Genomic DNA, 26,708 nt, shown 5'->3' with positions numbered 1-26,708 from the left:
TGCCCAGAGGCATTTTTCATGAGGCCAAGGGTGAAATTGGCAAAAAAGCCGCAAATCGCATAACCTTGTCCGATCAAGCCTTCGTGAAAACCGCGTCATGACGAGTGAAGTCCTGTCCACGGATGAAAAGGCACGCCCGGCGGAAGCGAGTTCTCCGCGGCGGGTGCCGCTGTCGCGCGGCCTGTCGACAAAGCTTTTGCTTCTCACCATCGTCTTCGTGCTGCTCGCCGAAATCCTGATCTTCCTGCCCTGGATCGCCAGCTACCGCGTGAACTGGCTGAAGGAGCGGCTGAGCACCGCCGCCGCCGTCTCGATCGTTCTGTTGCAGGGCGAGCCCAACTCGCTGTCGCATGCCGCCCAGAACGACGTGCTGATGGCGATCGGCGCCAAGGCGATCGCGGTGCGCGACGGCGGCGTCTCGCGGCTGCTGGTCGTGGCCGACATGCCGCCGAAGGTCGACGAGCATGTCGACATCGCCAATGTCGGCCTGGTCAACGGCATGACAGGCGCGCTGGAAACGCTGTTCGCCGGCGGCAACCGCATGCTGCGCGTCTTCGGTCCGGTAGGCGACAGCGACAAGGAATTCGAGCTGATCATGCCGGATCGCAGCCTGCGCAACGCGATGCTGCGCTATTCGCGCAACGTCGCCGTCGTCTCGCTGCTGATCTCGCTGTTCACGGCCATGCTCGTCTATGCGGCGATCGACCTCATCATGATCGGCCCGATCCGCACCATGACGCGCTCGATCCTGTCCTTCTCCGAAGCGCCCGACGATCCCGGTCGCATCATCTGCCCGACCGAGCGCGCCGACGAGATCGGGGTGGCCGAGCGCGAGCTGGCGCAGATGCAGGATCGGCTGCAAAAAATGCTTTCCGAGCAGAAGCACCTCGCCGACCTCGGCCTCGCCGTCTCGAAGATCAACCATGACATGCGCAACATCCTCGCCTCCGCGCAACTGATGTCGGACCGCCTGCGCCAGGTGAAGGACCCGACCGTGCAGGCCTTCGCGCCGAAGCTCCTGCGCGCCCTCGACCGCGCCGTCGCCTATTCGGAAGGCGTGCTCGCCTATGGCCGCACGCAGGAGCCGGCGCCGTCGCGCCGGCGCCTCAGGCTGCGTCAGCTGGTCGACGACGTGCACGGCCTGCTCGACATCGAGGAAGGCATCGAGTTCATCAATGCCGTCGAGCTCACCTTCGAGGTCGATGCCGATTCCGACCAGCTGTTCCGCGTGCTCACCAATCTCTGCCGCAACGCGGTGCAGGCCATGGCCGCCGATACCGAGAGCGCGGTGGTGCGCCGGCTCGCCGTCTCGGCCGAGCGGCTTGGCAGCGTCAGCCGCATCACGGTGACGGACACCGGCCCCGGCCTGCCGCCCAAGGCGCGCGAGAACCTGTTCGCCGCCTTCCGCGGCTCGGCGCGCAGCGGCGGCACCGGCCTTGGCCTGGCGATCGCCCATGAGCTGATCCGCGCCCATGGCGGCACGGTGGAGCTGGTCGAATCGATCGGCGGCCGCACCGTCTTCGCCGTCACCATCCCCGACCAGCCGGTGCGGCTCGACCAGGCGCGCAACGGCCTGCGCCGCCCCGCCTAGGTTTGCCGCAATTCAAGTGAGGCCGGCCTGCGAATGGCGGCTTCCTGCGCTTCCGGTGCTCACGTACTTCAAGTACGCTCCGCTCCGGTTCTCGGAAGCCACCATTCTCGACTCGGCCTGACCTGAATCTCGACACACCTCAAGATTGGCGAAACACCTGCGACAAAACTTTTGCCGGATCGGCTTGCTTTTCCGAAATTCAGTCGTTAGGGAACACTCCACATCGCGGCCGGCCGTCTCGACCGGATCGCGGGGCTTGTGTCACACACGGCCTGTTGCGCGCCCGTAGCTCAGCTGGATAGAGCACCAGACTACGAATCTGGGGGTCAGGAGTTCGAATCTCTTCGGGCGCGCCATTCAGCCTAAGCAGCTGATCCATAAGGCTCCTCGAGCGCGGCGGCCCGAACAAAAGATAGACCTGTTTGCAGTAGCCAATTCGGGTTCGATGGCGAATATCGGCCCGCGTGAGGGGGAACGCGCAGTTTTGACCCTAGAGCAATTCCAGGAAAAGTGTGAGCGGTTTTCCGTCCGGAATTACGTAAAAACAAGGAGATAGGGCGTTTCGCCGTTTCCGTGAAACGGTGAAACGCACTAAGCGGAAGAGCTCGTTGCCAATTTACAGCCCAGCACAAACGGAGCACCTTGGGCCTTGCGAGATGGAGCGCGGCCTCTGATACGGCCGTCGGCGTCGTCGCAGGGAGGATGCCATGCCAACGATCATCGGCCATCACAACATCACAAAGGGCGCGAGACACTGGCTTACGTCACCGAAGCGCGAGGAGCTTTTCGGTCCGCTGGGGGTGACCAACATTCGAACGTTTGTTGATCCTGAAGATCCCACTCGTGTGGCGGTGATGATGGACGTTCCGGATATGAATGCCTTGCAGGCGGCGATGCAGAGCAAGGCGGCCGCCGAAGCGATGGCCTTCGACGGTGTTGTTCCGGAGTCCCTGGTGATCCTTGTGGAATCGAACGGGTAATCGCTCCGCCGGTAGGCTCCTGCTGTTCAAACTTCGCTGACCGCGGAATTGCGGCGGCGGTTCGCTGGCATCTGCCATGATGATCCGATTACGAATTGGCACATGGCTGAAAGGGTGCAGTCCAACCGAAGGCTGGCGGCAATCCTCGCCGCGGACGTGGTCGGCTATTCGCGGATGACCGGCGCAGATGAGGCGGCGCCAGGATGCGCCACATCACCTCCAGCCAGTGTCGGGTGGCCCAGGTCGGCCGCGCCATCGCCTGGATCGGGAACAACTTCCGGGAACGGTTTCAATCACTTCCGACCCGCCTTGGGGCGGTCATCACGACCGCGTCATTGCGATGCCTTCGCAGCGGCCTTCTCGATCAGCCGCGCAACCGGTTCAGGGTGCGACACCATCACCACATGCGAGGCGCCCTTGATGACCACGGTATCCCGTGAGTGGGCCCGGGCAGCCATGAATGCCAAGGCTTCGGCCGGTATGTTCTTGTCGCCGTCTCCGTAGATGAACCAGGCCGGAAGCTTCTTCCACGCCGCTTCGGTTTGGATTTCGTTCAGCGCGGCTTCCTCGATGGGCCTCTGCGCCGCGGCCATCAGCCTGGCCTCGGCTTCGGGGACGTCGGCGGCGAACTGCTCGTGGAACTTGTCCTGCTGGATGTAGAGGTCCTTCCCACCGCTTGAAAGGGCGACCGGCGGCGCGAGGGTCGGGCCGAGCGAGCTGCCGGGAAATTTGCCGGCCAGCTGCGCGGCTGTCTCGCCCGCATCCGGCGCGAAGGCCGCGACATAGACCAGCGCCTTGACGGTCGCATGGCCGTCAGCCGCTTCGCTGATAACCGAGCCGCCGTAGGAATGCCCGACGAGGACCACAGGCGATTTGATGGAGCCAAGGACGTCGGCGACGTAGCCGGCGTCATTTTTGACGCCACGCAACGGATTGGCGACAGCTACGACGGGATAGCCATCCTTCTCCAGGATTTTGACGACGCCGTTCCAGCTCGACGAATCCGCGAACGCGCCGTGAACCAGAACGATGGTGGGTTTGCCGGCCTGCGCGTACGCATTGCTGAGAGAGGCGCTGGCGATCGCCAGGGCTGCAAGCAGTGTTTTCATCTGGGTGTCCTTTAAGAGCGTGTTCGTTTGAATGTCTTGGTTGAACTACGGCGCAAGCCGCGTGAAGACGTAGTCGTGACCCTGATCGCGCGAGCGGCTAGAACCGGTCGACGTCGATGACCGCCTGGGCGAAGGCCTGTGGCGCCTCCTGCGGCAGGTTGTGCCCGATGCCGCCCGTGATCAACCGGTGCTCATACTTGCCCGAAAATCTCTTGGCGTAGGCGCTGGGGTCCGGATGCGGCGCGCCATTGGCGTCACCTTCCATCGTAATCGTCGGCACACCGATCGTCGGAAACATGGCGAGCTGTTTTTCCAGGTCGTCGTATTTGGCTTCGCCTGAGGCCAGGTCAAGGCGCCACCGGTAATTGTGGATGACGACGTCGACATGATCCGGATTGGCGAAGGCAGCCGCGCTGCGCGCGAAAGTGGCGTCGTCGAATGTCCATTGCGGGGACGCGAGCCGCCAGATCAGCTTGGCGAAGTCGTCGGTGTTTTTCGCGTAGCCCGCACGGCCGCGCTCGGTGGCGAAATAGAACTGATACCACCATTGCAGCTCGGCCTGCGGCGGCAGCGGCGCCATGTTGGCCGCCTGGCTGCCGATCAGATATCCGCTGACCGACACCATGGCCTTGCAGCGCTCCGGCCACAGCGCGGCGACGATATTGGCGGTCCGCCCGCCCCAGTCATAGCCCGCGACGACCGCCGTCTGGATGCCGAGCGCATCCATCAAGGCGATGACGTCGGAGGCGAGCGCCGCCGGCTGGCCGTTTCGGACGGTGGCGTCCGACAGAAAGCGTGTCGTGCCATAGCCGCGCAGATAGGGAATGATCACACGGTATCCTGCGTCCGCCAGCAACGGCGCGACATCGACATAGCTGTAGATGTCATAGGGCCAGCCGTGCAAAAGGATGACCGGAGGGCCGCTCGCGGGCCCGTCCTCGGCATATCCGACGTTCAGCAGGCCCGCGTCGATTTGCTTCAGGGAGGCGAACGAGGTCCTGGGCTGTGTGGTGCCGGAGCCGGTGGCGTCCGTCCGGTCGCCTTGCGCGCTCGCGCCGCCGATCGCGCCGAGTTGCGCAGCCGCGAAGGTCGCGGCGGCGATGCCGAACAGGCGCCGGCGGGAATGGTCGATTTCTTCCGGGATTTTGGTTGCGTTCATTGGTGCACGCCTTGCTGTGAGGTTTGGCCAGGACCGACCCCGAGGGTCGGGATGACATTAGATGAGGTTGATTTCGACCACGATGTTGCCGCGTGTGGCCTTCGAGTAGGGACAGGTCTGATGGGCTGCATCGACCACCGCTCGCGCGACGTTGCGGTCGAGACCCGGCAGGCTCACATTGAGGCGCGCGCCGAGGGAGTAGGCGCCTTCGTCGACGTTGAGGTCCACCTCCGCGTCGATTGCCGTTCCGGCAGGCAGCGCGACATTCATCTTGCGGGCGGCGATCGCCATCGCGCCCTCGAAGCAGGCCGACCAGCCCGCGGCAAACAGCTGTTCCGGATTGGTGCCGCTGCCCGGGCCTCCGGGCGGCGAGAGCCGGATGTCCAGCCTCCCGTCGGAGCTCCGGGATGCCCCGTCCCGACCGCCGGTGGTGCGGACTTTGCCGGTGTAGAGTCGTTTTGTTTGTGCGAGCATGATCATTCTCCGTTGGTCGACAGCCTTGCTGCTTCGACACATAGAGAGAGGTCGCCCCGCTGGCCCGTTATGCGTTATGAGGAAGTGTTAGTGCTCGCCAGCAGCACCTCTCAGAGCAGAGTTACCGTCATGTCCCGCCGCGGATCGCCGCTTGGCGCGACGGGTCTGTCCCGAGGGATCTGCGAGCCGGGACAGTCCTCAGTCAGGCGAAGGATGACTCCATGATACGGTCGGAGCCGCGGACAACCGACATGATTTCGTTTGGTCCTTTCACCCTGGTTGTGAACGAACGGCTCCTGCTGCGCCAGGGCGTGCCGGTTGATCTTGGCGCACGTGCCTTCGACATCCTGACCACTTTGGCTGCCCGCCCGAACGAGGTCGTCAGCAAGAAGGATCTGCTGGCTCATGTCTGGCCCGATGTCACCGTGGAGGAGGGCAGCCTGCGATTTCACATGGCCAACCTGCGAAAAGCGTTGGGCGACGGCAAGGACGGCGCGCGCTACATCGCGACCCTGGCCGGACGAGGCTACTGCTTTGTGGCGCCGGTCTCGCGATCGGGCGGTCGGAAAGATGTGCCCAGCGAGGTCGTCGACAGCTATCCGCACGCCAGTCTGCCAAACCGGCTCGTCCGCATGGTGGGGCGGACCGATGATGCTGTCGCGCTGTCAACCCGGCTCATTGCAACGCGCTTCGTCACAATCGTTGGCACGGGTGGGGTCGGCAAGACCACTGCTGCGGTGGCAGTGGGGCATGATCTGGTCGAGGCCTTCGCCGGCGCCGTGCATTTCGTCGATCTGGGCGCGCTCGGCGATCCAAACCTGGTTGCGGCGACGGTGGCCGCGACACTCGGGCTGTCGCCGCAGTCCGACGACGCCATCTCCGAGTTGATCGCCTATCTCGCGGGGCGGCGGATCCTGCTGATCCTCGATACCTGCGAGCATGTCATCGACGCGGCCGCAGAGCTGGCAACCCGCATCTTCGCCGCGACGCCGCAGGCTCACATCCTCGCGACCAGCCGCGAGCCGCTTCTTGTCGAAGGGGAGCACGTCTACAAGCTGGCGCCGCTGGCATGCCCGCCGGACGATCCCGAGCTCACGGTATCGGTTGCGCAGGGCTTCCCCGCGACCCAGCTGTTCGTGGAACGCGCCGCGGCGAGCGGCGCTCGCCTCGATCTCGACGACGCGGATGCCATGGTCGTGGCCAAGATGTGCCGGAAGCTTGACGGCGTGCCGCTCGCGATCGAGCTGGCCGCCGGACGGGTTGCAAGCTACGGCCTTCAGCAGACCGCGGCCCTTCTCGAGGAACGGCTGACCCTGCTGTGGCCGGGCAAGCGCACCGCCCCGCCGCGCCAGAAGACCCTGCAGGCCACTTTGGACTGGAGCTTCGGGCTTCTGTCCGAGTTCGAGCGTCTGGTGCTTCGCCGGCTTGCCGTGTTCGTCGGCCACTTTTCGATCGAGGCCGCCCTGGCGATCGTGACGAGCCCCGCCGTCGACGAGGCTTTGGTGTTTGGTGCCATCGACAGCCTCGTGGCCAAGTCGATGGTCGCGGCACGGCCGGCCGGCGCAACGATGCGGTATAGGCTGCTCGATACCACGCGGGCCTATGCCCTCCAGCTCGACGTCCACGATGCCGAGCTCACGGAGCTGGCCGCCCGCCACGCCACCTACTACCTGCGATGGCTGGAGGAGACTGGAACCGAGTGGCCGACCTTGTCGAGTGCGGCACAGCGGGCTCTTCATCTCGCCGGCCTTGCGAATGTGCGAGCGGCCCTGGAATGGTGCTTCGGGCCCGGCGGGAACACCCGGCTCGGCATCCGGCTTGCCACTGCCGCGGCTCCGGTCCTCCTTTCGATGTCCCTGCTCACCGAATGCCGCCGCTGGACTGCCCAGGCAATTCTTGCCCTGGACGGCACGCATGGCGGGCCCGACGAGATGCGTCTTCAGGCGGCCTCGGGTGTGTCCCTGATGTTCACGCGCGGAGGACAGGACGCGGCGCGTGTGGCATTGAACAGAAGCCTGGCCATTGCCGAGGAACGCGGCAATGCGCTCGATCAGCTACAGGTTTTGGGCCCATTGCAGATGTTCCACCTCCGCACCGGAGGGTTCAGGACGGCCCTTGGCTACGCGGAGCGCTGTTCCGTCATCGCCGGCACCCTCGAAGATTCCGTCTCCACGACACTGGCGCATTCGTTGATGGGGATTTCGCTCCATCTGAACGGAGAGCATGGCCGTGCGCGGACGGCGCTCGAGGAGGCGTTGCGGTACGGGCCACGTTCTGACCGGACCACGACGAACTATCTCGGCTTCGATGGCGGAATTCTCGCCGGCGCGATCCTGGCAAGGACGCTCTGGCTGCAAGGCCATCCCGATCGGGCCGTCGAGCGCGCGCTGCTGACCGTCAAGGACGCGGAAGCCTTGGACAATCCCTTAACGCTCGCCATCGCCCTGGTCTGGGCTGTCACCGTGTTCGTTTGGGTCGGCGATCTCGACCGCGCGGAGGAGCACCTGAATCGTCTTTTCTCCTGCGCCGAGCTGCATGCTCTCAGGCCTTACCTCGTCGTCGGGCGCGGCCTCCAAGGAGAACTCGCCATTCGTCGAGGCGATGCGGAAAGCGGGGTTCGGAGCCTGCAAGGCGCTCTCCAGGACCTTCACGCCGCCCCGTACGAACTGCTGACAACCCCGCTCAGCATTGCGCTCGTTCAGGGCCTCGCCGCGACGGACCGGTCCGCCGAAGCCCTCGCGCCGATCGACGAGACGATCCGATCGGTCGAGGCGAATGGGGATCTCTGCTATATGCCGGAGTTGCTGCGCGTAAAGGGAAACCTTGTTCGCGCAACGAAGCCCGGTGCCGATGACGAAGCGCAATTGTATCTTCGGCGGTCGCTCGAAATGAGCCGCGATCAGGGCGCGCGCGGTTGGGAGCTGCGTGCCGCGATCGACCTGGCGACCCTTCTGGCCGCCCGCAGCCAGCACGAAAGCGCCCGCGCTCTGCTCCAACCGCTGTTCGAGCGTTTCTCTGAGGGCCTGGATACGGCCGATCTGAAGTCTGCCGCACGCCTGCTGGCGACACTGCGCTAAAGCAATTCCAGGGAAAGTGTGAGCGGCTTTCCGCCCGGAATTGCGTAAAAACAAATACTTAGGGTGGTTCGGCGATTCTATGAATTGCTGAAACGCTCTATGAGGGCCGGAACAGGCTGTCGCCGAGGTTCAATTGGCCTGCGGTGCCGTCCGCGCCGGCAGGAGCAGCCGGCGTTCGAACTCCCACAGCAGGATCGGACACGCCAAAAGGGCGACCGAACCGAGGCCGAGGGCTGCGCCGGCGCTGCCGGCCCAAAGCGCAAACTTGCCGCCAAGCCAGGGAGCGACGAGCATCGTGGCGTAATACACCGTGTAGAAGAGGCCCATTCCAAGCGCCCGCGTCGACGGTGTCAGGGCGCGTGTCGGCAGGCTCATGATCGCTCCGGCCGGCAGGCCGCAGACCAGGCCGAGAGCAACCAGGGTGGGCAGCGTCTCGGAACCGCGCCACAGCGCGAGAACCAGCGCCGCGAAGGCGAGGCAGCCGGCCGCCAGCATGGCATTGCGGCTCCCGGTGCGGTCCGCGAGGTAGCCGCCGATTGGAACGGACAGCGCGGCGAGCCACAGCACGATGCTGACCGCGGAGCCGGCCGCGGCGGTTGACCAGCCGCGTTCGACCAGCATTGACGGCGCGAAACTGAAGATCATGGCGAACCCGACATTGTAGAAAGCCCATATCGCGCCTGCCAGCAGCACGGCCCAGCCGGCCGGCTTTGCCAGCCGCGAGGCTTCCGCCGAAGCCGGGGCGGCGGTCTGGCCGGGCCGCCTGTAGAAAAGCCCCACCAATGCAAGCGCCGCTGCGATGAGTGCCATCACCGCGATCTGCGTCCCCGCTATGCCGAATTCCGCCTGGATCAGCGGCAGCACGAGAAGCGTGAGGGCAATGCCCAACGGCCATGAGTTGATAAAGATCGCCATCGCCGTGGCGATCTGCCGACCCGCGAACCAGTCGACGACCATCTTGGTCATCAACACGTTCAGCAGGACGCCGCCCACGCCGGAGACCAGCCTGCCGGTGATCTGCACGCTCCATGAAGACGAGGCGAACAGCAGGATTTCCCCCGCCAACATCAGCGCCAGGCCGGCGAGCACGACCGCCTTGTCGCCGAAGCGCTTGCCGATCGCGCCGCCGGGAAGCGCAAGCGCAACGCCCGGCGCGAAGTAGAGGCCGATGAGCACGCCGATATCGGCGAGGTTGGCGTGGAGGTCCTTGCCCAGTTCCGGCGCAATGGCCGCGATGCTCTGGAACTGCACCGCCATCGCCGCCCGGGCGACAAACAGGACAGCAAGGATCGTCCATCGGCTGCGCACGGCTTTCCTCACCGATCGCGAATTATCCAGGCCTGATATTCTGGTTCAACCGGAAGAAATTGGTCGGATCGTATCGCTTCTTGACGGCGGCGAGGCGCGCATAATTTGCGCCGTATGCATCACGAACGCGCTCGTCACCCTCGTCGCCGAGATTGTTGGCATAGACGCCGCCGGTGGAGAATGGCCTGACCGCATTCCACAGGTCGCGCGCCCAGCTTATGTTTGCCTCGTCATCGGCCGGATCGTCCCAGATGGCGATCGGGAAACAGTCAAGCGCCGCATCGCGATTGGCGTAGGGCGAGTGCGACGCGGGCACGCGCGCGATCGCTCCGCCGACCTGTTGGAACACCAGCAGGGACGAGCGATTGGGAGCCCGCGCGTAGCTGTCGAGCAGCGCGTCGATCGCAGCGTCGCCGATCTCGCGCAGGAACTGCGCTTTCCAGTAATAGCGTCGTCCGCGTGGAAAGAGGCTGTCGCCCGCCGATTGAATCTGAAGATAGGGAACGGCTTGCTGGCGGCTTTCGATGGGGGATCCGAATTTCATCAGCGGCGCGATGACGGGCTCGCCGGCTTCGGGTGGCCCGACATAGCAGGCCGAGATGCTGAAGGCACGGTCGCCCGAGGGCAGTGTGACGAGCGCGGCGTCGACGCTCACCTCATCGGGGGCATCATGGGAGAATGTGTCGTAGAACCGCATCGCCGCGCGCGCCTGATCGTAGGCGTGCAGCACCGAGCCCACGAGAAGATCCGGGCCGAGCGGGTGCAGCCGGTATTCGAACCCCGTCACGATGCCGAAATTGCCGCCTCCGCCGCGCAAGGCCCAGAACAGATCGGGGTGCTCGCCGGCGCTTGTCCGCAACAGCCGTCCGTCGGCTGTCACGATTTCGGCCGCGATCAGATTGTCGCAGCTCAGGCCGTGCTTGCGCCCGAGCTTGCCGAAGCCTCCACCGAGCGTCAGGCCAGCAATGCCGGTGTCGCTGTTGACACCCATGGTCGTCGCGAGGCCGTGGGCCTGTGTGGCGGCGTCGAACTCGCCGAGGTTCAGACCGGCTTCGGCCCTGGCGACGCGACGCTCGGGATCGACGACGATCTTCTTCATGCGCGACAGATCGATCACGATGCCATCGTCGCAGACGGACAGGCCCGCGACGTTATGGCCGCCGCTACGAACCGCCACGAGACAGCCTTGTGCCCTGGCATAGGTGACGGCACGGACGACGTCATCGGGATCGGCGCAAAAGACGATTGCGGCGGGGCGTTTGTCGATCGCCCCGTTCCAGACGCTGCGCGCCTGCTCGTAGGCAGCGTCCGTCGGCAACACCAATTCGCCTCGCAAGCCCTGCCGCAGCTGTTCGATCGCCGCGCCCGGAGGATTGGGTCGGCCCGATCGCGCCTCGGTCTGTCGTGGGATCTCCATCATTGTCGCCCCCGGTTCCTGCAGGGACCATGGTCTCACAGGAACGCAACCTTCCGCAAAAGCGAAATTCTCGGCTGCTGGATGAGAAGAATTCATCTAGGCTGCCGGCATGGGAAATCGCCCGCCGCTCCGCGCCTTGCACGCCTTCGAGGCCGCCGCCCGGCACGGCAGCTTCAAGGCCGCGGCGGCGGAGCTCGGCGTGACGCCGACAGCGATCAGCCACCAGGTGCGGCTGCTGGAAGAGGTATGCGGTTTGAAGCTGTTCCAGCGCCGGCCGCGGCCGCTCGTGCTGACGAGCGCGGGAGCGCGGCTGTTTCCCATCCTGCGCAACGGCTTTGACCTTCTTGCCGGCTCCCTTGCCGCCATCGCCGAGCCGGATTTTCAAGCGCCCTTGCGGGTGACGAGCCCGAACGCCTTCGCGAGCCGATGGCTGGTGCCCCGGCTGCCGAAATGGCGCGAGGCCAACCCGGCCGTGCCGCTGGAGATCATCGGAACGGACGCGCTGCTCGATCTGCGCGCCGGCGCCGCGGATGTGGCGATCCGCTACACGCGTCGCCCGCCTTTGGGCTTTGCCGGGCAGGAGCTGTGCCGCGATTCCTTCTTTCCCATCTGCAGTCCGCGACTGTTGGCAAGCGACGGGCGGGCGATTGAGCGTGCCGCCGATCTGTTGTGCTATCCGCTGATCCATTTCGACTGGATGAACCGGGATCCGGACGCTCCCACCTGGCTTCGATGGGTGGCGATGGCCCGTTCGATCGATCCGGAGCTGATCCCGGACAAAGCCTGGGATCTGAGCTTTCGCGAGGAGCTGCACGCGATCGACGCGGTTGTCGCCGGGCAGGGCATTGCGATCCTGAGTGACGTCGTGGTCGGCCGCGAGCTGGAAAACGGTTCGCTCGTCAAAGCGCATCCATTGTCCTTGCCGGGCTACAGCTTCTATGTCGTCTGGATGCACCACAATCCGCGATACGCGGTGATGGAGACGTTCCTGGCGTGGATGAGGACCGTCCTATGAGGCTGTCGAACCGGGCGGCGCATGAGCGCAGAAGCCCCCCGCCTATGTTTGTGCCTCTATCGAAATCTAGCCCTCCGAATTGATGAAATGAGATCATCGACGCGACTGGCAGAAGTGATCGGTGACTCTTGTCTAACGGATCGAGCGTCGAGCCGATTGTCGTAAATCCGTCTGAGCAAGTCGCGGGCAGCCTTGGCGCGCTCCCATGTGCGGCCAACCAGCTTGCGTCCTCCCAAGGTTGCTGGCTCATCGGCTGCATCATCCCAGACGGTCCAGGTTCCAGACGGCTCAGGATGACAGCGGAATCTGGGCTGGCGGTCTTCCATGGCCCCAAAACGGCCAATACCCCATTGAGTTCGGCTTAAAATACGAACGTGGTTAACCGCGGCGCGTTTGTTTTAAGCGCTTTGCTTGCGTGGCCTCAACCCGGGCCCTAGCGGCCCACATGATCCGCCGCGAGCGGGGGGCGCGATGCCGGCCGAAAATTCGGGGGTACGCAACGGACGTCGATTGCACGCGTTCTATCTGTTGGGAGGAACCGTGGCCGATTTAATGGCCAGCCTCATGTGCTGACAAAAATCGGAGGCGAATAGGATGTCTAAATTCAAAGAAGCCCTTGAACGCGGCAAGGAAGCTCACCGTCAGCAAGGGAAGCGCAATGACAAGGCGGATGCCCAAATAGCGGACTTCGGTGCTCAAGCCAGGGCCTGGTTAGGCGATATCGTCGTCGCATCGCTGGAAGCGGCCAGGGCCGAGGTGGCGGGCGAGGTGACCATATACATAGACACCACGTCACGCCGCGAAATCAAAGCGTTAACACCCTCCCTCCGGTTCCAGATCTACAGAGAAGGATTGGAAAAGAAGGCCAGAAAGACGTTCACAGTCAGGGTTCAACTGAGTGGGGAGGCGTCGGTTTCTTCGCCCGGGATGGTGGCGGAGGATGTGGGAAACATAGGGGATAGGTCTGCCGAGAGGTTTCGCAATTTGGTTGTCAAGCTGATCGAGGACGCTGCTAAGGGCGCTTAGAGCGTTTCAGCGATTCATAGAATCGCCGAACCGCTCTAAGTATTTGTTTTTACGCAATTCCGAACGGAAAACCGTTACACACTTTTCCTGGAATTGCACTAGCAGATAGGCAAAGCATCTTCGCGTCCTGTCTGGGCAAGAAGCCCATGCCGGTCCGAAGTGCCACGGGCGTACGCCTGGAATCGTCATTTCGCCGACGGCAGCAAGCAGGATTTCATCGCCTGCCACTGGGGCAGGCAGGTGCGGCTGTCGCCGCGTCCAAGGTGCTGCGGCTCGTCATCGATCAGTGAACTGCCGCATGGCGTACGGATCCTGAGCGACGTCGTGGTCGGCCGCGAGCTGGGAAACGGTTCGCTCGTCAAGGCGCATCCATTGTCCTTGCCGGGCTACAGCTTCTACGTCGTCTGGATGCACCACAATCCGCGATCAGCGATGATGGAGACGTTCCTGGCGTGGATGAGGACCGTCCTATGAGGCTGTCGAACCTGGCCGCGCCGGGTTCGACCCTTGAATGAGCCGGACACGGAGAGCGATCCTTCTGTGCTGCTGTCGCGCCCTCGCAGGAACCGGCGGCTTGCTTGTCCTATTTGAATTCAAACAGCTCAATCAGGTTACCCGATGGATCTTTCAGCAGCCTGGCCCGACCGGCCCCCGCTTCGCTGATTGCTCCCTTGAATTCGGCCCCGTCGGTGTTCAACCGGTTGATGAGACTGTCCAAATCCTTCGTAACAATCATGAATCGGTTCCATCCCCCGGGCTCCGGATCGCCGCCGGCAGTTCCCCCGCTACCCGCTCCTGGAGCGCTCAGGTAGAGCGTCAGGTCATCACGGACGAGCGCTGCGAACTTGCCGGGATTGTGCATGTTCACCGAGAACTCGAGTTTGTCGCGGTAGAATTCCACCGCACTATCGACGTTCTTCACAATGTATCGAATGGAGGCCATGCGCGCGCGCTCCGTCTTCGCCGGACAGGTCATGTGTCAAACGCACGGACCTGCGTGGCGTTCCAACGAGCGCGGTTCGCCGTTTCCATCAAACGGTGAAACGCTCTATGGGTTCAGCCCCTGGAAGCGCCGGCCCTCCCGTTCGCCCCCTCCAGCAGCGCGATCAGCCCCTTGAGGATCTCGATCGGCGGCGGCGGGCAGCCCGGGATGTGCAGGTCGACGGGCACCACCTCCGACACGCCGCCGACGACCGCATAGCTGCCGGCGAAGCAGCCGCCGTCCTTGGCGCAACCGCCGAGCGCGACCACCCATTTCGGGTTGGGCGTCGCGTCCCAGGTCCGCTTCAGCGCCTCGCGCATGTTCTTGGTGACCGGCCCGGTGACCATCAGCACGTCGGCGTGGCGCGGCGAGGCGACGAAGCGGAGGCCGAAGCGCTCGATGTCGTAGAAGGCGTTGCTCAACGCGTGCATCTCGAGCTCGCAGCCGTTGCAGGAGCCGGCGTCGACCGCGCGGATCGAGAGGCTCCGGCCGAGCCTCCTGCGGGCAGCGCCATCGAGCACGCGCGCCAGCTCGTCGGCCGCCGCGTCGCTCGACCGCGGCGGGCGCTCGGTCAGGGGTGGGCGGATCAGGCTTTCGAAGAGGAGCTTGCGCATGACGGCAGGCCTTCAAAGATCATGGCCGGAATAGGAGCAGTTGAAGGATTTGTTGCAGAGCGGGAAGTCGGCGACGATGTTGCCTTCGATCGCCGCTTCCAGCAGCGGCCACTGGAACCAAGACGGGTCGCGCAGGTGGCAGCGCTCGACCAAGCCGTCCGCGCCGATGCGCAGCCAGGCCAGGATGTCGCCGCGAAAACCTTCGACCAGCGCCATGCCTTCTCGCGGTCCATCGGCGAGAGCAATGTCCACGCGGATTGGGCCGGCGGGCAGCCGCCCGAGAATCTGGTCGACGAGCGACAGGCTCTGCTCGACCTCCCGCACGCGGATCCAGACGCGCGCGTTGACATCGCCCTCCTGGAGGACCGGCACATCGAAGGTGAGCTCGTCATAGGGCGCATAGGCAAGGTCGCGCCGCGCGTCGAAATGTCGGCCGGAGGCGCGGCCGACATAGCCGCCGGCGGCATATTGCCGGGCAAGCTCGACCTGGAGCCGGCCGGTCGCCACCGTCCGGTCCTGCAGCGAGGCCGTGTTGTCGTAGAGCTCGACCAGATGCGGAAAGCGCTGCCTGATTTCCGTGACCAGCGATCGAATGGCGTTCACCCCGGCGTCGTCCAGATCGCTTGCCGCGCCGCCGGGCACGATGCGATCGCGCATCAGGCGATGGCCGAAGGCCGCATCGGCGGCGCGCAGCACGCGCTCGCGCAGCACGCCGCAATGCGCGTGCATGATCGCGAAGGCGGCGTCGTTGCAGATGGCGCCGATATCGCCGAGGTGATTGGCCAGGCGCTCCAGCTCGGCCATCAGCGCCCGCAGCCAGACCGCGCGTAATGGCACCGCAGCCCCAAGCGCCGCTTCCACCGCGCGGGCAAAGGCAAGCGAATAGGCGACCGTGCTGTCGCCCGACGTCCTGCCCGCGAGTTTCGCTGCACGATCGATGGGCGCGCCTGCCATCAGGCCTTCCATGCCCTTGTGCACATAGCCCAGCCGCTCCTCCAGCCGCACCACCGTCTCGCCGCCTGCCGTGAAGCGGAAATGTCCCGGCTCGATGATGCCGGCATGCACCGGCCCGACTGGGATCTGGTGGAGGCTTTCGCCCTCCGCCGACAGGAATCGGTAGGAGGACGCGGCCGCCGGCCTGCCGGGCCGCGCCGCCAGCGGATGGCTGACGCCCCATTGGCCATGGTCGAGCCAGCGGCGGGTGTCGGGGAGGCCTTGCGGCGCCAGTCCGAAGAGATCGGCCGCGGCGCGTTCCAGCCGCAGGGCCGACGGATGGTGCTGACCGACCGACGGATAGCGGCCGCCGCGGCAGTCCAGGCTCACCACGCCGACGTTTAGCGCCTCGTCGAGAAGCGCCATGTGCACCCTGTCCGGCTCTCCCCAAAGGCCGAGCAGGCTCCAGCGGCCAGCGGCAAGCTGCTCGACGGCAAGGCTCCAGGCCTTAGGCGTCACCAGCGCCCGCGGCCAGGGGGCGTGATGCTCGATCCGGCGGCCGGCGTCGATGAGATCGCTGAGGACGGGCATGGTTTTCCTGCTCATCAGGCTCACCCCAGGATACCGGCGACATGCTGGAACCACGCGACCAGCGGCGCCGGCAGATAGACGCCGGCGGCAAACACCAGAGCGAGGTGCGAGTACATCGGCACGTAGGAGGCCTCGACCGGCGCCGTGCCGCCGCGCGGCTCGCCGAAGGCGAGTCCGGTCAGCCGCAGCAGAAGCGCGCCGAAGGCAATCAGCAGCCCGAACACCAGCGGGATAGCCAGCCACGGATGCCTGGCGAAGGTCGAGCTGACGACCAGGAATTCGCTCATGAAGATGCCGAGCGGCGGCAGGCCGGCGATTGCCACGACGCCGATGACCAGCGCCCAGCCGAGCCCGGGATGGCTTTCGGTCAGCCCCCTGATCTCGGAGATCTTCTGCGTGCCCTTGACCTGCGCGATATGGCCGACCGCGAAGAAGATCGCCGACTTGGTCAGGCTGTGCATGACCATGTGCAGCAGGCCGGCGAAGTTGGCGAGCGGGCCGCCCATGCCGAAGGCGAAGACGATGATGCCCATGTGCTCGATCGAGGAATAGGCGAACAGGCGTTTGATGTCGCGGCGCCGGTAGAGCATGAAGGCCGCGAAGATCAGCGAGGTCAGCCCCATCGTGGCCATCAGCGGTCCCGGGCCGATCGCCTCCGGGCTGGCGGCGAGCAGCAGCTTGAAGCGCAGCACGGCGTAGAGCGCGACGTTGAGCAGAAGGCCCGACAGCACCGCCGAGATCGGCGTCGGGCCCTCAGCATGCGCATCGGGCAGCCAGGCATGCAGCGGCGCGAGGCCCACCTTGGTTCCGTAGCCGAGCAGCAGGAAGATGAAGGCGACGCTGAGCAGGGCCGGGTCGAAATGGGCCGCCTTTTCGATCAGCACCGACCAGACCATGGCGTTGGTGCCCTCGCCGACCACCGGCTGGGCCGCCATGTAGACGAGGATGGTGCCGAACAAGGCGAGCGCGATGCCGACGCTTCCCAGGATGAAATACTTCCAGGCCGCCTCCAGCGCCTCATGCGTGCGGTAGATGCCGACCATCAGCACGGTGGTCAGCGTGGCTAGCTCCACCGCCACCCACATCAACCCGATATTGTTCGACACGAAGGCCAGGTTCATGCCGAACATCATGATCTGGTACATCGCGTGATAGAATCTGAGGTTCGGCGCCGTCAGCCGGCCGGTATCCAGCTCATGCGCGATATAGGAGGCGCTGAACACGCTGGTGGTGAAGCCGACGAATGTGTTGAGCACGATGAAGACGATGTTGAGGTCGTCGACGATGAGATATTGCCCCGGCGCCGGCCGATCGGTGACGAACAGCGACAGCGCGGCGAGCAAGGTGAGCAGGCTGGCGATGACGTTCACGATCGCCGTCATCTTGTAGTTCGGCAGTGCCGCCAGAATGGCCGCGGCGCCCGCGGGAATGAGAAGTATGGCGGCCACGGCATCGAAGGAGATCACCGGCGCTCTCCCCGGTAGTCGTCGAGCGCGCCGACATCGACCGAATCGAACCGCTCCCGGATGCGGAACAGGAAGACGCCGATGACGATGAAGGCGATCAGGATCGAGAAGGCGACGCTGATCTCGACCACCAGCGGCATGCCCTTGGCGCCGGTTGCGGCCAGCACCAGGCCGTTTTCCAGCGACATGAAGCCGACGACCTGGCTGACGGCGTTGCGCCGAGTGACCATCACCAGCAGCCCGAGCAGGATGATCGACAGCGCGAAGGCGAGATCCTCGCGGGCGAGCGGGTCGGCCTCGGGCGTCACGCGAAGCATCAGCACCATGGAGAGCGTCACCAGCCCGATCCCCGCGAGCATGGTCGGACCGATGCCGACGGCGGTCTCGATGTCCCGGTGGATGCCGAGCCGCTGGATGATGCGATGCAGCCCGACCGGGATGACGACCGCCTTGAAGACCAGCGCGATCGCGGCGGTGATGTAGAGGTGATGCGCGTCCTGGATATAGGCCTGCCAGGCTACCGACAGCGCGAGCACGACCGCATGCAGCGCAAAGACGTTGATCAGCGCGAACAGCCGGTCCTGGTAGAGCATCATGAAGGAGACCAGCACCAGGCTGCCGGCGAGCAGATGGGCGATGTCGAAGGTGAGACTGTTCATCACAGGCTCCGCGACACGAACAGCAGGAGCGTGCCGAGCAGCGCCAGCATCAGCGCAGCACCGAGGAAATCCGGCACGCGGAAGACGCGCATCTTGGCGATCGCCGTCTCGAACACGGCAAGCAGGATGGTAAGCGCCCCGAGCTTGACCAGATAGGCGGCTGCTCCAACAGCCAGCGCTTTCGGCCCCGCCCCGGCATGCGCCAGCCCCCACGGCAGGAAGACGCAGGAGATCAGCGACACATAGAGCAGCAGCTTGAGGAAGGTGGCGAGCTCGATCATCGCCAGATGGCGGCCGGAATATTCCAGGATCATCGCCTCATGCACCATGGTGAGTTCCAGATGCGTGGCGGGGTTGTCGACCGGAATGCGCGCGTTCTCGGCGATCGCCACTATCACCAGGGCGATCAGCGACATGCCGAGCGACACGCGCAGCCCGACCTCGGGCGAGCCCATGAAGGCGGCGACCGTCGAAAGCTGCGTGGCGCCGGCCACCAGCGCCAGGCTGAACACGATGAGCAGCATCGCCGGTTCGGCGAGCGAGGCGATCATCACCTCGCGGCTGGCGCCGATGCCGCCGAAGCTGGTGCCGACATCCATGCCGGCCAGCCCCTGGAAGAAGCGCGCGCTGCCGAGCAGCGCCACGATGACGATGAGATCGGCGGTCCAGCTGAACTGGAGGCCGGCGGCGAAGGTCGGCACCAGCGCCGCGGCAACCCAGGTGGCGGCAAAGATCAGGTAGGGCGTCACCCGGAACAGCCAGGATGCGTTATCCGCGAGCACGACCTCCTTGCGCATCAGCCGGATGAGATCACGATAGGGCTGGATCAGCGAAGGTCCCTGCCGTCTGACCAGCCTCGCCTTGACCTTGCGCACGAAGCCGATCAGCAGCGGCGCCAGCAAAAGCACCAAGAACATCTGCGCGCCCTGCCCGGCCAGCTCGAAAATCACGGCCATAGCGCGAGCACCAGAAGCAGGATGACGAGGTAGAGGAAGACCAGCGTCAGGTAGCGGCGGATGGTCAGGAACTGCAGGTGGTTCAGCCGCTCGGTGGCGTAGTCGATCGCGCCGGTGATCGGCTGGTAGAACGTCTCCCAGGCCACATCGTGCATGTCCAGCTTGAGGCGCGCGGGTTCCAGGGCACCGGGTGCCGGCATTTCCACCGTTTCCCGGGCGCGGAACGCGAAGCCGCCGAACACCCGGCGAATGGGCTGCGCGAAGCTGACTGCCGTGTATTGCGCGGCGGGCACCGCGTCGGCGAAGCCGCATCCCCAAGCCGGGCCGCGGCGCAGCGCGTGCGAGGCGAAGCGGTGGATGAAGAAGGCCGCGAGCGAGGCCGCGATGGTGATGAAGACAAACACCAGCAGGCCGTTATAGGAGCTGCGGCTCTCGGCGATCGGCACGATCGACAACCATGGCTGCGCCGTCTGCACCGGCATGCTCTCGCCGATGAGCGAAAGCGTCACCGGCGAGAGCCAGTCGATGACGAAGCCCGGCAGAATGCCGCCGAGCAGGCAGAGGAAGGCAAGCACGGCCATCGCCGCGAGCGACCAGCGGTCGACCTCATGCGCCTGTTCCACCACCGCCGACCGCGCCCGGCCGAGGAAGGTGATGCCGAATGCCTTGACGAAGCAGGCCGCGGCAAGCGCCGCCGCCAGCGCCAGCATGCCGCCGACGGCCGGCACGATGACCTTCAGGCCCCATTGCGGCAGGTCGGGACTTTGCAAGATGGCCTGGAAGACCAGCCATTCGGAGGCGAAGCCATTGAACGGCGGCAGCGCCGAGATCGAGACGCAGCCGACGAGGAAGACGAAGCTGGTCACCGGCAGGCGATGGATGAGGCCGCCAAGCCTCTCCATGTCGCGCTCGCCGGTCGCCGTCAGCACCGCGCCGGCGCCGAAAAACAGCAGGCTCTTGAAGAAGGAATGGTTCAGCACGTGGAACAGCGCCGCGGTGAAGGCAAGCGCCGCGGCCGACGGCATGGCGTTCGCCTTGAATGCAAGCGCCAGGCCGAGGCTTGCGAAGACGACGCCGATATTCTCGATGGTCGAGTAGGCCAGCAGCCGCTTGAGGTCCTTCTCCATCAGCGCGTGGAGGATGCCAAGGACCGCCGTCACCCCCCCGATGAAGAGAACTGCGACGCCAGACCACCATGCCGGCGCGCCAAGCAGGTCGAACACCACGCGGATGAAGCCGTAGATGGCGACTTTCGTCATGATGCCGCTCATCAGCGCCGAGACGTGGCTGGGTGCTGCCGGATGGGCAAGAGGCAGCCAGGCGTGCAGCGGCACGATGCCGGCCTTGGAGCCGGCGCCGAGCAGCATGAGGGCGAGCACCGCGCCGGCGGCGAGCGGGCCGGGTTGCGCCGCCCGCATAGAGTCGAACGCATAGGTTCCCGCCGGTCCCGCCAGCAGGCCGAAGGCAAGCAGCAGCGCCAGCGTGCCGAAGCTTGCCATCACCAGATAGATGTAGCCGGCCCGCCTGTTCGCTTCGTCGCGGTGGTGCGCCATGACCAGCGCCCAGGAGGCGAGCGACATGAATTCCCACGACAACAGGAAGCTGAAGGCGTCGTTGGCGAGCGCCACGAGGTTCATGCCGGCGAGGAAGGCCGGATAGAACGGCAGCACGCGATGCCGCAGGGATTCGTGCCGGCCGTAGCCGAGGGCATAGAGGCTGGTGATGGCGCCGCCCAGGTTGACGACGACGAGAAAGAACGCCGACAGGCCGTCGAGACGGAACCGGGCGCCGGTCCATGGCAGCCCGATCGGCAGTGTTATGGCCGACACCTCGCCGGGACTGCCCGCGAGATGGCCCGCGACGGTTACGAGCAAGGCGACCGAAATGACAAGCGCCGAGCCATAGACCAGACGCGTCGCCGAGGCGCGCCGGCTGACCACTGCGGCCAGCAAGGCCGTTCCCAGAAGCGCAGCGGGACCGCACAACAGAAGGGCAACGGTCGAAATCACGGCAGGCTCCCGCCGAGCTCGGCATCGTCGGCGCCGGGCGCCCTGGCCGGGCCGAAACCGGCCTTCAGCCGCACGCCGCGTCCGCCACCCTGGCTGACCGCGCCCTCGCCGATCAATTCGATGCCTGCGACCTCGAGCGCGGCGATCAGCTTCATCAGCGAATCGACATTGCCCCGGATGATCGCGCCGCTGGCTTCCATGCGCTGGATGGTCGGCACCGACAGGCCGGACAATTCGGCAAGCCGTCGCTGATCGATGCCGAGCAGCGATCTGGCGGCGCGCAATTGCGGTGCGGTTATCACCGATGACCCCTCTTGGTCAGTTCTCAGATATGAGGTCTCGGTGCTATAGCCTACATTAAAAGGTTTTATCGTCAAGCATTGATGTTTCAAACATCGATATTGATGTTGACGTCGGCGGCCCCAGGGACGCGCCACGGAATGTCAGCCCTGACTCCGCGAGCCCGGCGCCGCCGGCCTCAGATAGACGGCCAGACAGCAGCAACAGACGGCCAATCCGATGATCGGGAATTTCAGGGCGACGACAGCGGCCAACCCGAAGAGGCACAGCGTTACGAACGCACGAATGCGCATCACCTTGCGTACGCTCAGCGGAACCCTGTCCGCCGACAACGGTTCGATCAGCTCGCGAATGAGGAAGATGTAGGTTAGATTCACCAGGAAAAAGACGCCGGCATAGAAGGCGACAGGCTGCGGCGACAACTCGCTGACAGCCATCCAGGCGGTGGCCAGCGGCAGCAGCGAGACCGAGAACAGATGCGCGAAATTGTGCCACATCAAGCGTGCCGACATCTCGGTCGCGTGGCGCAGCAGGTGGTGGTGGTTCGCCCAGACAATGGCGATAAACAGGTAGCTTACGCCATAGCTCAGCCATGTCGGCCACAGCCCAAGCAGCGCCGCGAAGGTCGGGATTTCCGGCGGCCGCAATTCCAGCACCAGCACGGTGATGAGCACGGCAAACACGCCGTCGGAAAACGCATTCAGTCGTTCGAGTCCTGCGGAAGGGAGCATGTGGACCGTTCGTCGCTGATGTCGCTGAGGCGAAGTATAGCTTCACCGGCCGACGGCGCGAAACGAGCCAGCGCGTGATTATGCATCTGCGCGAGGAGCTGCGGCTCAACGAGACATGGCCGGACCTGTCTGGCCGAACCTGTTTGGAGACTGGTCCTGGCTATTCAGCGACGAAGCGGATATCCGCATCCGCAATACAATAAGCTGCGTAGCGGAAATCTCGGATGCGGACGACCTCGTCGTCGCGCCAGTCGATCAGTATGAAACCGCGCACCGCGTTGCCCGCCTGCGGGTTGCGGATCAGGATCGCCGGCAGGCGATCGACGAAGCCGAGCGAGAGCGCCCAGTCGCTGACGCGGTCGTAATTGCCGAAATAGGTCGAGGCCTCTTTCTTGCCACTGAGGCGGGTGCGGTTGACGACCTCAAGTTCGATGTCTTCGGCAATCAGCGCCCTGACGGCGTCGAAGTCGCGCGCGTTGAAGAGGTCGATGTAGTGGCGCAACCGGCGCTCGTCTTGCGGATCGAGCTTTGGTACCGGCATGTCGTCCGGCGCTGCTGCCAGCGCCTTCAACTCGGCGCGGCCGCGATGCAGCGCCGCCTTGGTGGCGGCTAACGTGGCGCCCGTCACCTCGCAGGTCTCGAACAGGGTGAGGCCGAGCACATCGACCAGGATCACCGCGCTGCGCTGCGCCAGCGTAAGCTGCATGAAGCTGCGCAGGCTCGTCGCGGTCGCCAGCCTTGCCTCCGCGCTGGCGGAGAGGTCCTCTATTCCAGTCATGTCGGCCTCGGTCATGCGCGAGCGCTCCCGCTGGCGGCGGCGCAGATGATCCTGCGCCGCGTTGTGGGCGATGCGGAACAGCCATTGCTCGGGGCGCTCGACCGTGGTGCCGCCGTCATGCGCGGCAAGCGCCTTCACCACCGCCTCCTGCACGATGTCCTCGCCCTCGATCGTCGAGCCGGCCATGCGGGCCGCATAGCGGTGCAGTTTCGGCCGCAGGCCGACGAGCATGGCCTCAAGCGCCGCGCGGTCGAATTTTGCTGTGCTCATCCTTTTCACTCTCGCATTGCCGGCTCGTTGGGCCATGCAGTGCCGATCAGGCCGGCACCGCCTCGTCGGCACTCGCCAGCATATGATAATTGCCGATGATCTTCGCCGGCGACCTGGCCAGCGGCGTCGAGCGCCTCTCGGCGTGATCGGCTCCGAAAGCCTTGAAGGCAGCAAGCTCGGTAAGCGCCGAACTGTCTTTGTCGTAGCCGACGAGATGGACGAATTCACCATCCTCCAATTCGAGCACGAGATAGCGCACGGATTGCGGCTTGGCTTCGTCCAGCGCCTCGAACACCTTTGCCACCAGCGCCCGGTTCTCGGCGATGCTGGCGTCCTTCACGCCGTAGCGGATGAGGTTGTAGTTCATTTGTCGTCTCCTGTTTGACGTGTCTGCGTGAGCAAGACGTTTCGTGCCGCCGAAAGGATTCTCATCGGCTCGCGAATCTTTTCGCCCGGGGCAAACGTCTTTCACGCGTAGAGGCCGCGCCCGCGGTCGCGATGAGGAGAGACATCATGCATATACAGTTTGCCGAATTGCCCGTAGCTGACCAGGACCGCGCCAAGGCGTTCTATACCGACAATCTTGCGTGCCAGGTCATTGCCGACCAGTCGATGGGCGATGGCGGCTGGCGCTGGGTGGAGCTGGCCTTCCCGCACGCGGTCACCAACCTGCATTTCATCAGGCGCGCCGATGCAGCGCCGAGCGCTGAGCCGGTACTCGTCCTGGTCGACGATGATGTCGAGGCAACGGTCGCATCGCTCAAGGCCAAAGGCGTCGAGATCGTGACGGAGCCGCAAGAAGCGCCATGGCAGCCGGGCCGCACCGTCGCCGAGTTCCGCGACAGCGAAGGCAATCGTATGGTGCTTGCCAGCCGATAGTCTGGCGGCATACCGTCACATGGTGTCGTCGGATCGCCGGTCAACCACGCCCGCCGCGACGCGCCTTAGAGCAATTCCAGGAAAAGTGTGAGCGGTTTTCCGTCCGGAAGTGCGTAAAAACAAGGAGATAGGGCGTTTCGCCGTTTCCGTGAAACGGTGAAACGCATCAAGTCGCCGCGCGAGGCAGTCATCTGCGTTGCTAACCCCCTAGCTGTTGCAGCTTACGACAGGCACGCCTTGCACCCTCACGGCATCTTTGGCGGCATCTCTCCTTGTTGCCATCTCTGCATCGCCCAATGGACTCCGGTTTAGCCGGTGCGGTCGTTTCCGCCGAACGATTGGCAGAGGGTTCATTGATAGGCAACGAGGGTAGCGGCGTGCGACTGACTTTCTTCGGCAGGATCTTTTTGCGTGGCGGCGTGGGTGCTTTGAACTTGGCAATTCGGCTCTTTGCAATTTCGATGAATGCACCATTCGGAAATGCCGCTAGATAAGCACGATACATGGAGACATCGGATGTATCCTTGATCGATTTCCAAAATTCGAGCTCCGTCGCCGTGTTAATGTCTGGCTGATAGGGTTCGGCCGGAGACTGACGAGACGCGGCATCTGGGTTGAATGAGAACCCCGGCTCCACCAGGGATGAGTTGCTCCAGGGGACCTGCCTCCCAGCAGTCGCGTTCATGACGTCCAACCGGACGCGGCGCATAAGGATTTCGATGTCGATCGAAGGAGTTTTTATGCGCTTCACGAGAGAGTCTGCAAACGGGCTATGATCGACAGCCCCATCGAGGGCGACGTTGCCAGGCTGTGTTGCAAAGCCGATAAAGACTCCCCTGCCAGCGTCCAAGGCTCCCAGCCCCTTTCCTATGGCGAGGCCGCGACTTTGAGCCTGTCCACTCAATTGCTTGACGAAAGGATTGTCGCGACAGGCATCGAGAAGGACGATCGCGGTATTTTCCTCGGCCGTCATGGCGGCGATAATGTCTTGCAGGCGCTCAGCCTCCAGAGCCAAGTCGGCCGGACGTTGAAGGGCGGCATCAACAGGCAACAAGTAGTTTTCGCCGTTCGCCTGGAGCCCGTGTCCTGCGTAGTAAAAAAGGGAGACGTCACCCGGCTGCAAGTTTCGCCTGAATTTTCCGATGAGTTGCCTCAACGTTGATGCGTCAGCGTCCAATCCGAGGGTGACCTCAAAACCTGTCTCTCGCAAAACCTGAGCGATCGCATTGGCATCATTCACCCCGTTTGGGAGCGGTGGCGCATAGCGGTAGGCGGAGTTGCCTATCACAAGTGCATATCTGTGACTGCGTTGACCTATTTGGGCTTCAGAGACAGCCGGTATCGACAAGCCGGCCAGAAAAAGAAGGCACGCGCACAACAAGCAAATCTTGGACATTGCGACGTTCCCGAGTAACGGAGAATATTAGCATCCGTTAAAGCGCGTGGGTACCCACCGCATGAGGCGGTCTTGCTTGGATATTGAGGCGCACCGCTTGGCCGTGCGGATCAGCTTGTCGCCGAGATAGGTGCGCGCGCCACGCAGCGCCGTCACCTGCATGTCCTTCGAGAACGGATCGTCGAGCTGCATGTCGCGGGCGCGGATCTCACGTTCGACCTGCGCCGCATCGAGCAACGGCTCGCTCGGAGCCCGACAGGGCGACGCGCCCAAGCGGAAACCCTCAGCGCTACCGCGCCGGATAAGCCAGCGCCAGGATTCTTGGGGAGATGGCGAAACGCACCGTCAGCCGCAGGCCGGATGACGTCACAGCTTCGCCCGTTTCGAAATCGACGGCGATGTCCTCGAAGCCCAGCACGCGGCCGTCGAGCCGAAACGACGCCTTGTAGACCGCTTCCTTGACGGCAAACAGAACGCGGCCGCCCATGCCCGGGTCGAGATCGCCAAGGCGGTCTTGCGGCGCGGCCACTATGGGCAGCAGGTCGGCAGGCAATGGCAGGGCGGGCTCGACGTCGACGCCGACGCTTCTCATCGCATCCGTCCGCGCGGCGACCGCCACGGCCATCTCGTCGTCATGCGCGATTGAACCGACGGTACCCGGCGGCCAAATCGGATTTCCCAAACTGCCTCGCGTCACCGCGATGTCGACGGATCCCAAACGTCTCAGCAATTCATGCGCGATCCGGCGGCCCGCTCCGCTGGCTGCGCGGGCTTTGTGCCCGCGTGTGGCGATCGAAGCGCGTTCCGCCGGCAGGAGATATCGTTCATCCTCCATCTGGATGCGGCGGCAGCCGGTCAGCACGCCGGGTGGCGCAAGGCTGACCAGCGCCCGATCCACGGCGATGGCAGGCGGTGTGCTGTCCGACCGGGCGTGCACGCTATCGGCCCAATTCAAGCACGGCGATCATCTCGTCGTCCAATCCTGCTC

At 64.5% G+C, this 26,708-nt stretch carries 26 protein-coding genes and 1 tRNA gene; 8 read left to right on the top strand and 19 right to left on the bottom strand.

Going from position 1 to position 26,708, the window contains the following annotated elements; genetic code table 11:
• Positions 1-97: 97 nt before the first annotated feature.
• The 3 genes from EJ067_RS15875 to EJ067_RS15865 all read left to right on the top strand — a co-directional run bounded on the left by EJ067_RS15875 (position 98) and on the right by EJ067_RS15865 (position 2,571).
• Entirely contained in the window at positions 98-1,591 is a 1,494-nt protein-coding gene (locus EJ067_RS15875) for a HAMP domain-containing sensor histidine kinase (RefSeq protein ID WP_126086579.1), read from the top strand.
• A 279-nt stretch (positions 1,592-1,870) separates the two neighbouring features.
• Positions 1,871-1,947: transfer RNA gene (locus EJ067_RS15870), tRNA-Arg, on the top strand.
• Between the two features lie 351 nt (positions 1,948-2,298).
• Positions 2,299-2,571, top strand: coding sequence for a hypothetical protein (locus tag EJ067_RS15865; protein WP_126086578.1), 273 nt, complete (start codon positions 2,299-2,301; stop codon positions 2,569-2,571).
• 332 nt (positions 2,572-2,903) lie between these two features.
• Here the strand turns inward: EJ067_RS15865 and EJ067_RS15855 are convergent, their stop codons facing one another.
• The 3 genes from EJ067_RS15855 to EJ067_RS15845 form a co-directional block, all read right to left on the bottom strand.
• Positions 2,904-3,680: an alpha/beta hydrolase gene (locus EJ067_RS15855; RefSeq protein ID WP_126086577.1), complete on the bottom strand. Its 777-nt coding sequence runs from the start codon at positions 3,678-3,680 to the stop codon at positions 2,904-2,906.
• Between the two features lie 97 nt (positions 3,681-3,777).
• On the bottom strand, positions 3,778-4,824 hold the full coding sequence (locus EJ067_RS15850) for an alpha/beta hydrolase (protein WP_126089636.1): 1,047 nt from the start codon (positions 4,822-4,824) through the stop codon (positions 3,778-3,780).
• Between the two features lie 72 nt (positions 4,825-4,896).
• Complete coding sequence (locus tag EJ067_RS15845) at positions 4,897-5,313, bottom strand: organic hydroperoxide resistance protein (protein ID WP_126086576.1); 417 nt, start codon at positions 5,311-5,313, stop codon at positions 4,897-4,899.
• Between the two features lie 251 nt (positions 5,314-5,564).
• On the opposite strand from EJ067_RS15845, the gene EJ067_RS15840 reads away from it, so the two are divergent.
• Complete coding sequence (locus tag EJ067_RS15840; RefSeq protein WP_245468274.1) at positions 5,565-8,390, top strand: winged helix-turn-helix domain-containing protein; 2,826 nt, start codon at positions 5,565-5,567, stop codon at positions 8,388-8,390.
• 129 nt (positions 8,391-8,519) lie between these two features.
• Here EJ067_RS15840 and EJ067_RS15835 read toward each other — a convergent pair whose 3' ends face one another.
• Positions 8,520-9,710 carry an MFS transporter gene (locus EJ067_RS15835; protein WP_245468273.1) on the bottom strand — a complete coding sequence of 397 codons (1,191 nt, stop codon included), beginning with the start codon at positions 9,708-9,710 and terminating at the stop codon, positions 8,520-8,522.
• Positions 9,711-9,720: 10 nt separating this feature from the next.
• Positions 9,721-11,118 (bottom strand): FAD-binding oxidoreductase, encoded by a 1,398-nt coding sequence (locus tag EJ067_RS15830; protein WP_245468272.1) that lies wholly within the window; start codon positions 11,116-11,118, stop codon positions 9,721-9,723.
• Positions 11,119-11,224: 106 nt separating this feature from the next.
• Here EJ067_RS15830 and EJ067_RS15825 point away from each other — a divergent pair, with 106 nt between their 5' ends.
• From EJ067_RS15825 to EJ067_RS34585, 3 genes are all read left to right on the top strand, one after another.
• Positions 11,225-12,130 (top strand): LysR substrate-binding domain-containing protein, encoded by a 906-nt coding sequence (locus EJ067_RS15825; RefSeq protein WP_126086574.1) that lies wholly within the window; start codon positions 11,225-11,227, stop codon positions 12,128-12,130.
• 594 nt (positions 12,131-12,724) lie between these two features.
• On the top strand, positions 12,725-13,156 hold the full coding sequence (locus tag EJ067_RS15820; protein WP_126086573.1) for a hypothetical protein: 432 nt from the start codon (positions 12,725-12,727) through the stop codon (positions 13,154-13,156).
• A gap of 159 nt (positions 13,157-13,315) precedes the next feature.
• Positions 13,316-13,630: a hypothetical protein gene (locus EJ067_RS34585; RefSeq protein ID WP_189510639.1), complete on the top strand. Its 315-nt coding sequence runs from the start codon at positions 13,316-13,318 to the stop codon at positions 13,628-13,630.
• Positions 13,631-13,739: 109 nt separating this feature from the next.
• On the opposite strand, the gene EJ067_RS15810 is transcribed toward EJ067_RS34585, so the two are convergent.
• From EJ067_RS15810 to EJ067_RS15760, 11 genes are all read right to left on the bottom strand, one after another.
• Positions 13,740-14,099: a VOC family protein gene (locus tag EJ067_RS15810; RefSeq protein WP_126086572.1), complete on the bottom strand. Its 360-nt coding sequence runs from the start codon at positions 14,097-14,099 to the stop codon at positions 13,740-13,742.
• Between the two features lie 113 nt (positions 14,100-14,212).
• Entirely contained in the window at positions 14,213-14,752 is a 540-nt protein-coding gene (locus tag EJ067_RS15805) for an NADH-quinone oxidoreductase subunit B family protein (RefSeq protein ID WP_126086571.1), read from the bottom strand.
• Between the two features lie 12 nt (positions 14,753-14,764).
• Positions 14,765-16,276, bottom strand: a complete 1,512-nt coding sequence (locus tag EJ067_RS15800) for an NADH-quinone oxidoreductase subunit C (protein WP_126089633.1) — start codon at positions 16,274-16,276, stop codon at positions 14,765-14,767.
• 20 nt (positions 16,277-16,296) lie between these two features.
• Positions 16,297-17,742: a hydrogenase 4 subunit F gene (locus tag EJ067_RS15795; RefSeq protein WP_126086570.1), complete on the bottom strand. Its 1,446-nt coding sequence runs from the start codon at positions 17,740-17,742 to the stop codon at positions 16,297-16,299.
• Complete coding sequence (locus EJ067_RS15790; RefSeq protein ID WP_126086569.1) at positions 17,739-18,401, bottom strand: hydrogenase-4 component E; 663 nt, start codon at positions 18,399-18,401, stop codon at positions 17,739-17,741. Before EJ067_RS15790 ends, EJ067_RS15795 begins: the two co-directional genes overlap by 4 nt.
• Complete coding sequence (locus tag EJ067_RS15785) at positions 18,401-19,357, bottom strand: NADH-quinone oxidoreductase subunit H (protein ID WP_126086568.1); 957 nt, start codon at positions 19,355-19,357, stop codon at positions 18,401-18,403. The genes EJ067_RS15790 and EJ067_RS15785 overlap by 1 nt, the downstream gene beginning before the upstream one ends.
• Positions 19,348-21,363: a hydrogenase 4 subunit B gene (gene hyfB, locus EJ067_RS15780; RefSeq protein ID WP_189510780.1), complete on the bottom strand. Its 2,016-nt coding sequence runs from the start codon at positions 21,361-21,363 to the stop codon at positions 19,348-19,350. The genes EJ067_RS15785 and hyfB overlap by 10 nt, the downstream gene beginning before the upstream one ends.
• Positions 21,363-21,668: a helix-turn-helix transcriptional regulator gene (locus tag EJ067_RS15775; RefSeq protein ID WP_168247432.1), complete on the bottom strand. Its 306-nt coding sequence runs from the start codon at positions 21,666-21,668 to the stop codon at positions 21,363-21,365. The genes hyfB and EJ067_RS15775 overlap by 1 nt, the downstream gene beginning before the upstream one ends.
• A 141-nt stretch (positions 21,669-21,809) precedes the next feature.
• Positions 21,810-22,397, bottom strand: coding sequence for a TMEM175 family protein (locus tag EJ067_RS15770; protein WP_126086566.1), 588 nt, complete (start codon positions 22,395-22,397; stop codon positions 21,810-21,812).
• 160 nt (positions 22,398-22,557) lie between these two features.
• Positions 22,558-23,445, bottom strand: coding sequence for a sigma-70 family RNA polymerase sigma factor (locus tag EJ067_RS15765; RefSeq protein WP_126086565.1), 888 nt, complete (start codon positions 23,443-23,445; stop codon positions 22,558-22,560).
• Between the two features lie 46 nt (positions 23,446-23,491).
• On the bottom strand, positions 23,492-23,812 hold the full coding sequence (locus EJ067_RS15760; RefSeq protein WP_245468271.1) for a hypothetical protein: 321 nt from the start codon (positions 23,810-23,812) through the stop codon (positions 23,492-23,494).
• A gap of 146 nt (positions 23,813-23,958) precedes the next feature.
• Between EJ067_RS15760 and EJ067_RS15755 the strand changes: the two genes are divergently transcribed.
• Positions 23,959-24,324 carry a VOC family protein gene (locus EJ067_RS15755; protein WP_126086564.1) on the top strand — a complete coding sequence of 122 codons (366 nt, stop codon included), beginning with the start codon at positions 23,959-23,961 and terminating at the stop codon, positions 24,322-24,324.
• Between the two features lie 199 nt (positions 24,325-24,523).
• Here the strand turns inward: EJ067_RS15755 and EJ067_RS15750 are convergent, their stop codons facing one another.
• From EJ067_RS15750 to EJ067_RS15740, 3 genes are read right to left on the bottom strand one after another with little or no spacing between them, the layout of a single operon-like run.
• A complete protein-coding gene (locus tag EJ067_RS15750) occupies positions 24,524-25,720 on the bottom strand; it encodes a caspase domain-containing protein (protein WP_126086563.1) in 1,197 nt (398 codons plus the stop codon).
• Positions 25,721-25,747: 27 nt separating this feature from the next.
• Positions 25,748-25,957 (bottom strand): hypothetical protein, encoded by a 210-nt coding sequence (locus EJ067_RS15745; protein WP_189510636.1) that lies wholly within the window; start codon positions 25,955-25,957, stop codon positions 25,748-25,750.
• A gap of 52 nt (positions 25,958-26,009) precedes the next feature.
• The gene (locus EJ067_RS15740; protein WP_126086561.1) at positions 26,010-26,657 is read right to left on the bottom strand and encodes a 4'-phosphopantetheinyl transferase superfamily protein; all 648 of its coding nucleotides are present in this window, start codon (positions 26,655-26,657) and stop codon (positions 26,010-26,012) included.
• Positions 26,658-26,708 lie beyond the last annotated feature (51 nt).

This window comes from Mesorhizobium sp. M1D.F.Ca.ET.043.01.1.1 (assembly GCF_003952385.1).
Classification (GTDB): domain Bacteria; phylum Pseudomonadota; class Alphaproteobacteria; order Rhizobiales; family Rhizobiaceae; genus Mesorhizobium.
Note: the sequence above shows the minus strand (reverse complement) of the source record. Positions and strands in the feature narration are given on the sequence as shown.

Bases quoted from the DNA above. Each gene is read 5' to 3' on its own strand.
- EJ067_RS15770 (WP_126086566.1), bottom strand. From the start codon at position 22,397: ATGCTCCCTTCCGCAGGACTCGAACGACTGAATGCGTTTTCCGACGGC.
- EJ067_RS15765 (WP_126086565.1), bottom strand. From the start codon at position 23,445: ATGAGCACAGCAAAATTCGACCGCGCGGCGCTTGAGGCCATGCTCGTC.
- EJ067_RS15845 (WP_126086576.1), bottom strand. From the start codon at position 5,313: ATGCTCGCACAAACAAAACGACTCTACACCGGCAAAGTCCGCACCACC.
- EJ067_RS15840 (WP_245468274.1), top strand. From the start codon at position 5,565: ATGATTTCGTTTGGTCCTTTCACCCTGGTTGTGAACGAACGGCTCCTG.
- EJ067_RS15750 (WP_126086563.1), bottom strand. From the start codon at position 25,720: ATGTCCAAGATTTGCTTGTTGTGCGCGTGCCTTCTTTTTCTGGCCGGC.
- EJ067_RS15830 (WP_245468272.1), bottom strand. From the start codon at position 11,118: ATGATGGAGATCCCACGACAGACCGAGGCGCGATCGGGCCGACCCAAT.
- EJ067_RS15800 (WP_126089633.1), bottom strand. From the start codon at position 16,276: ATGCCCGTCCTCAGCGATCTCATCGACGCCGGCCGCCGGATCGAGCAT.
- EJ067_RS15865 (WP_126086578.1), top strand. From the start codon at position 2,299: ATGCCAACGATCATCGGCCATCACAACATCACAAAGGGCGCGAGACAC.
- EJ067_RS15785 (WP_126086568.1), bottom strand. From the start codon at position 19,357: ATGGCCGTGATTTTCGAGCTGGCCGGGCAGGGCGCGCAGATGTTCTTG.
- EJ067_RS15855 (WP_126086577.1), bottom strand. From the start codon at position 3,680: ATGAAAACACTGCTTGCAGCCCTGGCGATCGCCAGCGCCTCTCTCAGC.
- EJ067_RS15805 (WP_126086571.1), bottom strand. From the start codon at position 14,752: ATGCGCAAGCTCCTCTTCGAAAGCCTGATCCGCCCACCCCTGACCGAG.
- EJ067_RS15825 (WP_126086574.1), top strand. From the start codon at position 11,225: ATGGGAAATCGCCCGCCGCTCCGCGCCTTGCACGCCTTCGAGGCCGCC.
- EJ067_RS15790 (WP_126086569.1), bottom strand. From the start codon at position 18,401: ATGAACAGTCTCACCTTCGACATCGCCCATCTGCTCGCCGGCAGCCTG.
- EJ067_RS15820 (WP_126086573.1), top strand. From the start codon at position 12,725: ATGTCTAAATTCAAAGAAGCCCTTGAACGCGGCAAGGAAGCTCACCGT.
- EJ067_RS15760 (WP_245468271.1), bottom strand. From the start codon at position 23,812: ATGAACTACAACCTCATCCGCTACGGCGTGAAGGACGCCAGCATCGCC.
- EJ067_RS15810 (WP_126086572.1), bottom strand. From the start codon at position 14,099: ATGGCCTCCATTCGATACATTGTGAAGAACGTCGATAGTGCGGTGGAA.
- EJ067_RS15755 (WP_126086564.1), top strand. From the start codon at position 23,959: ATGCATATACAGTTTGCCGAATTGCCCGTAGCTGACCAGGACCGCGCC.
- EJ067_RS15875 (WP_126086579.1), top strand. From the start codon at position 98: ATGACGAGTGAAGTCCTGTCCACGGATGAAAAGGCACGCCCGGCGGAA.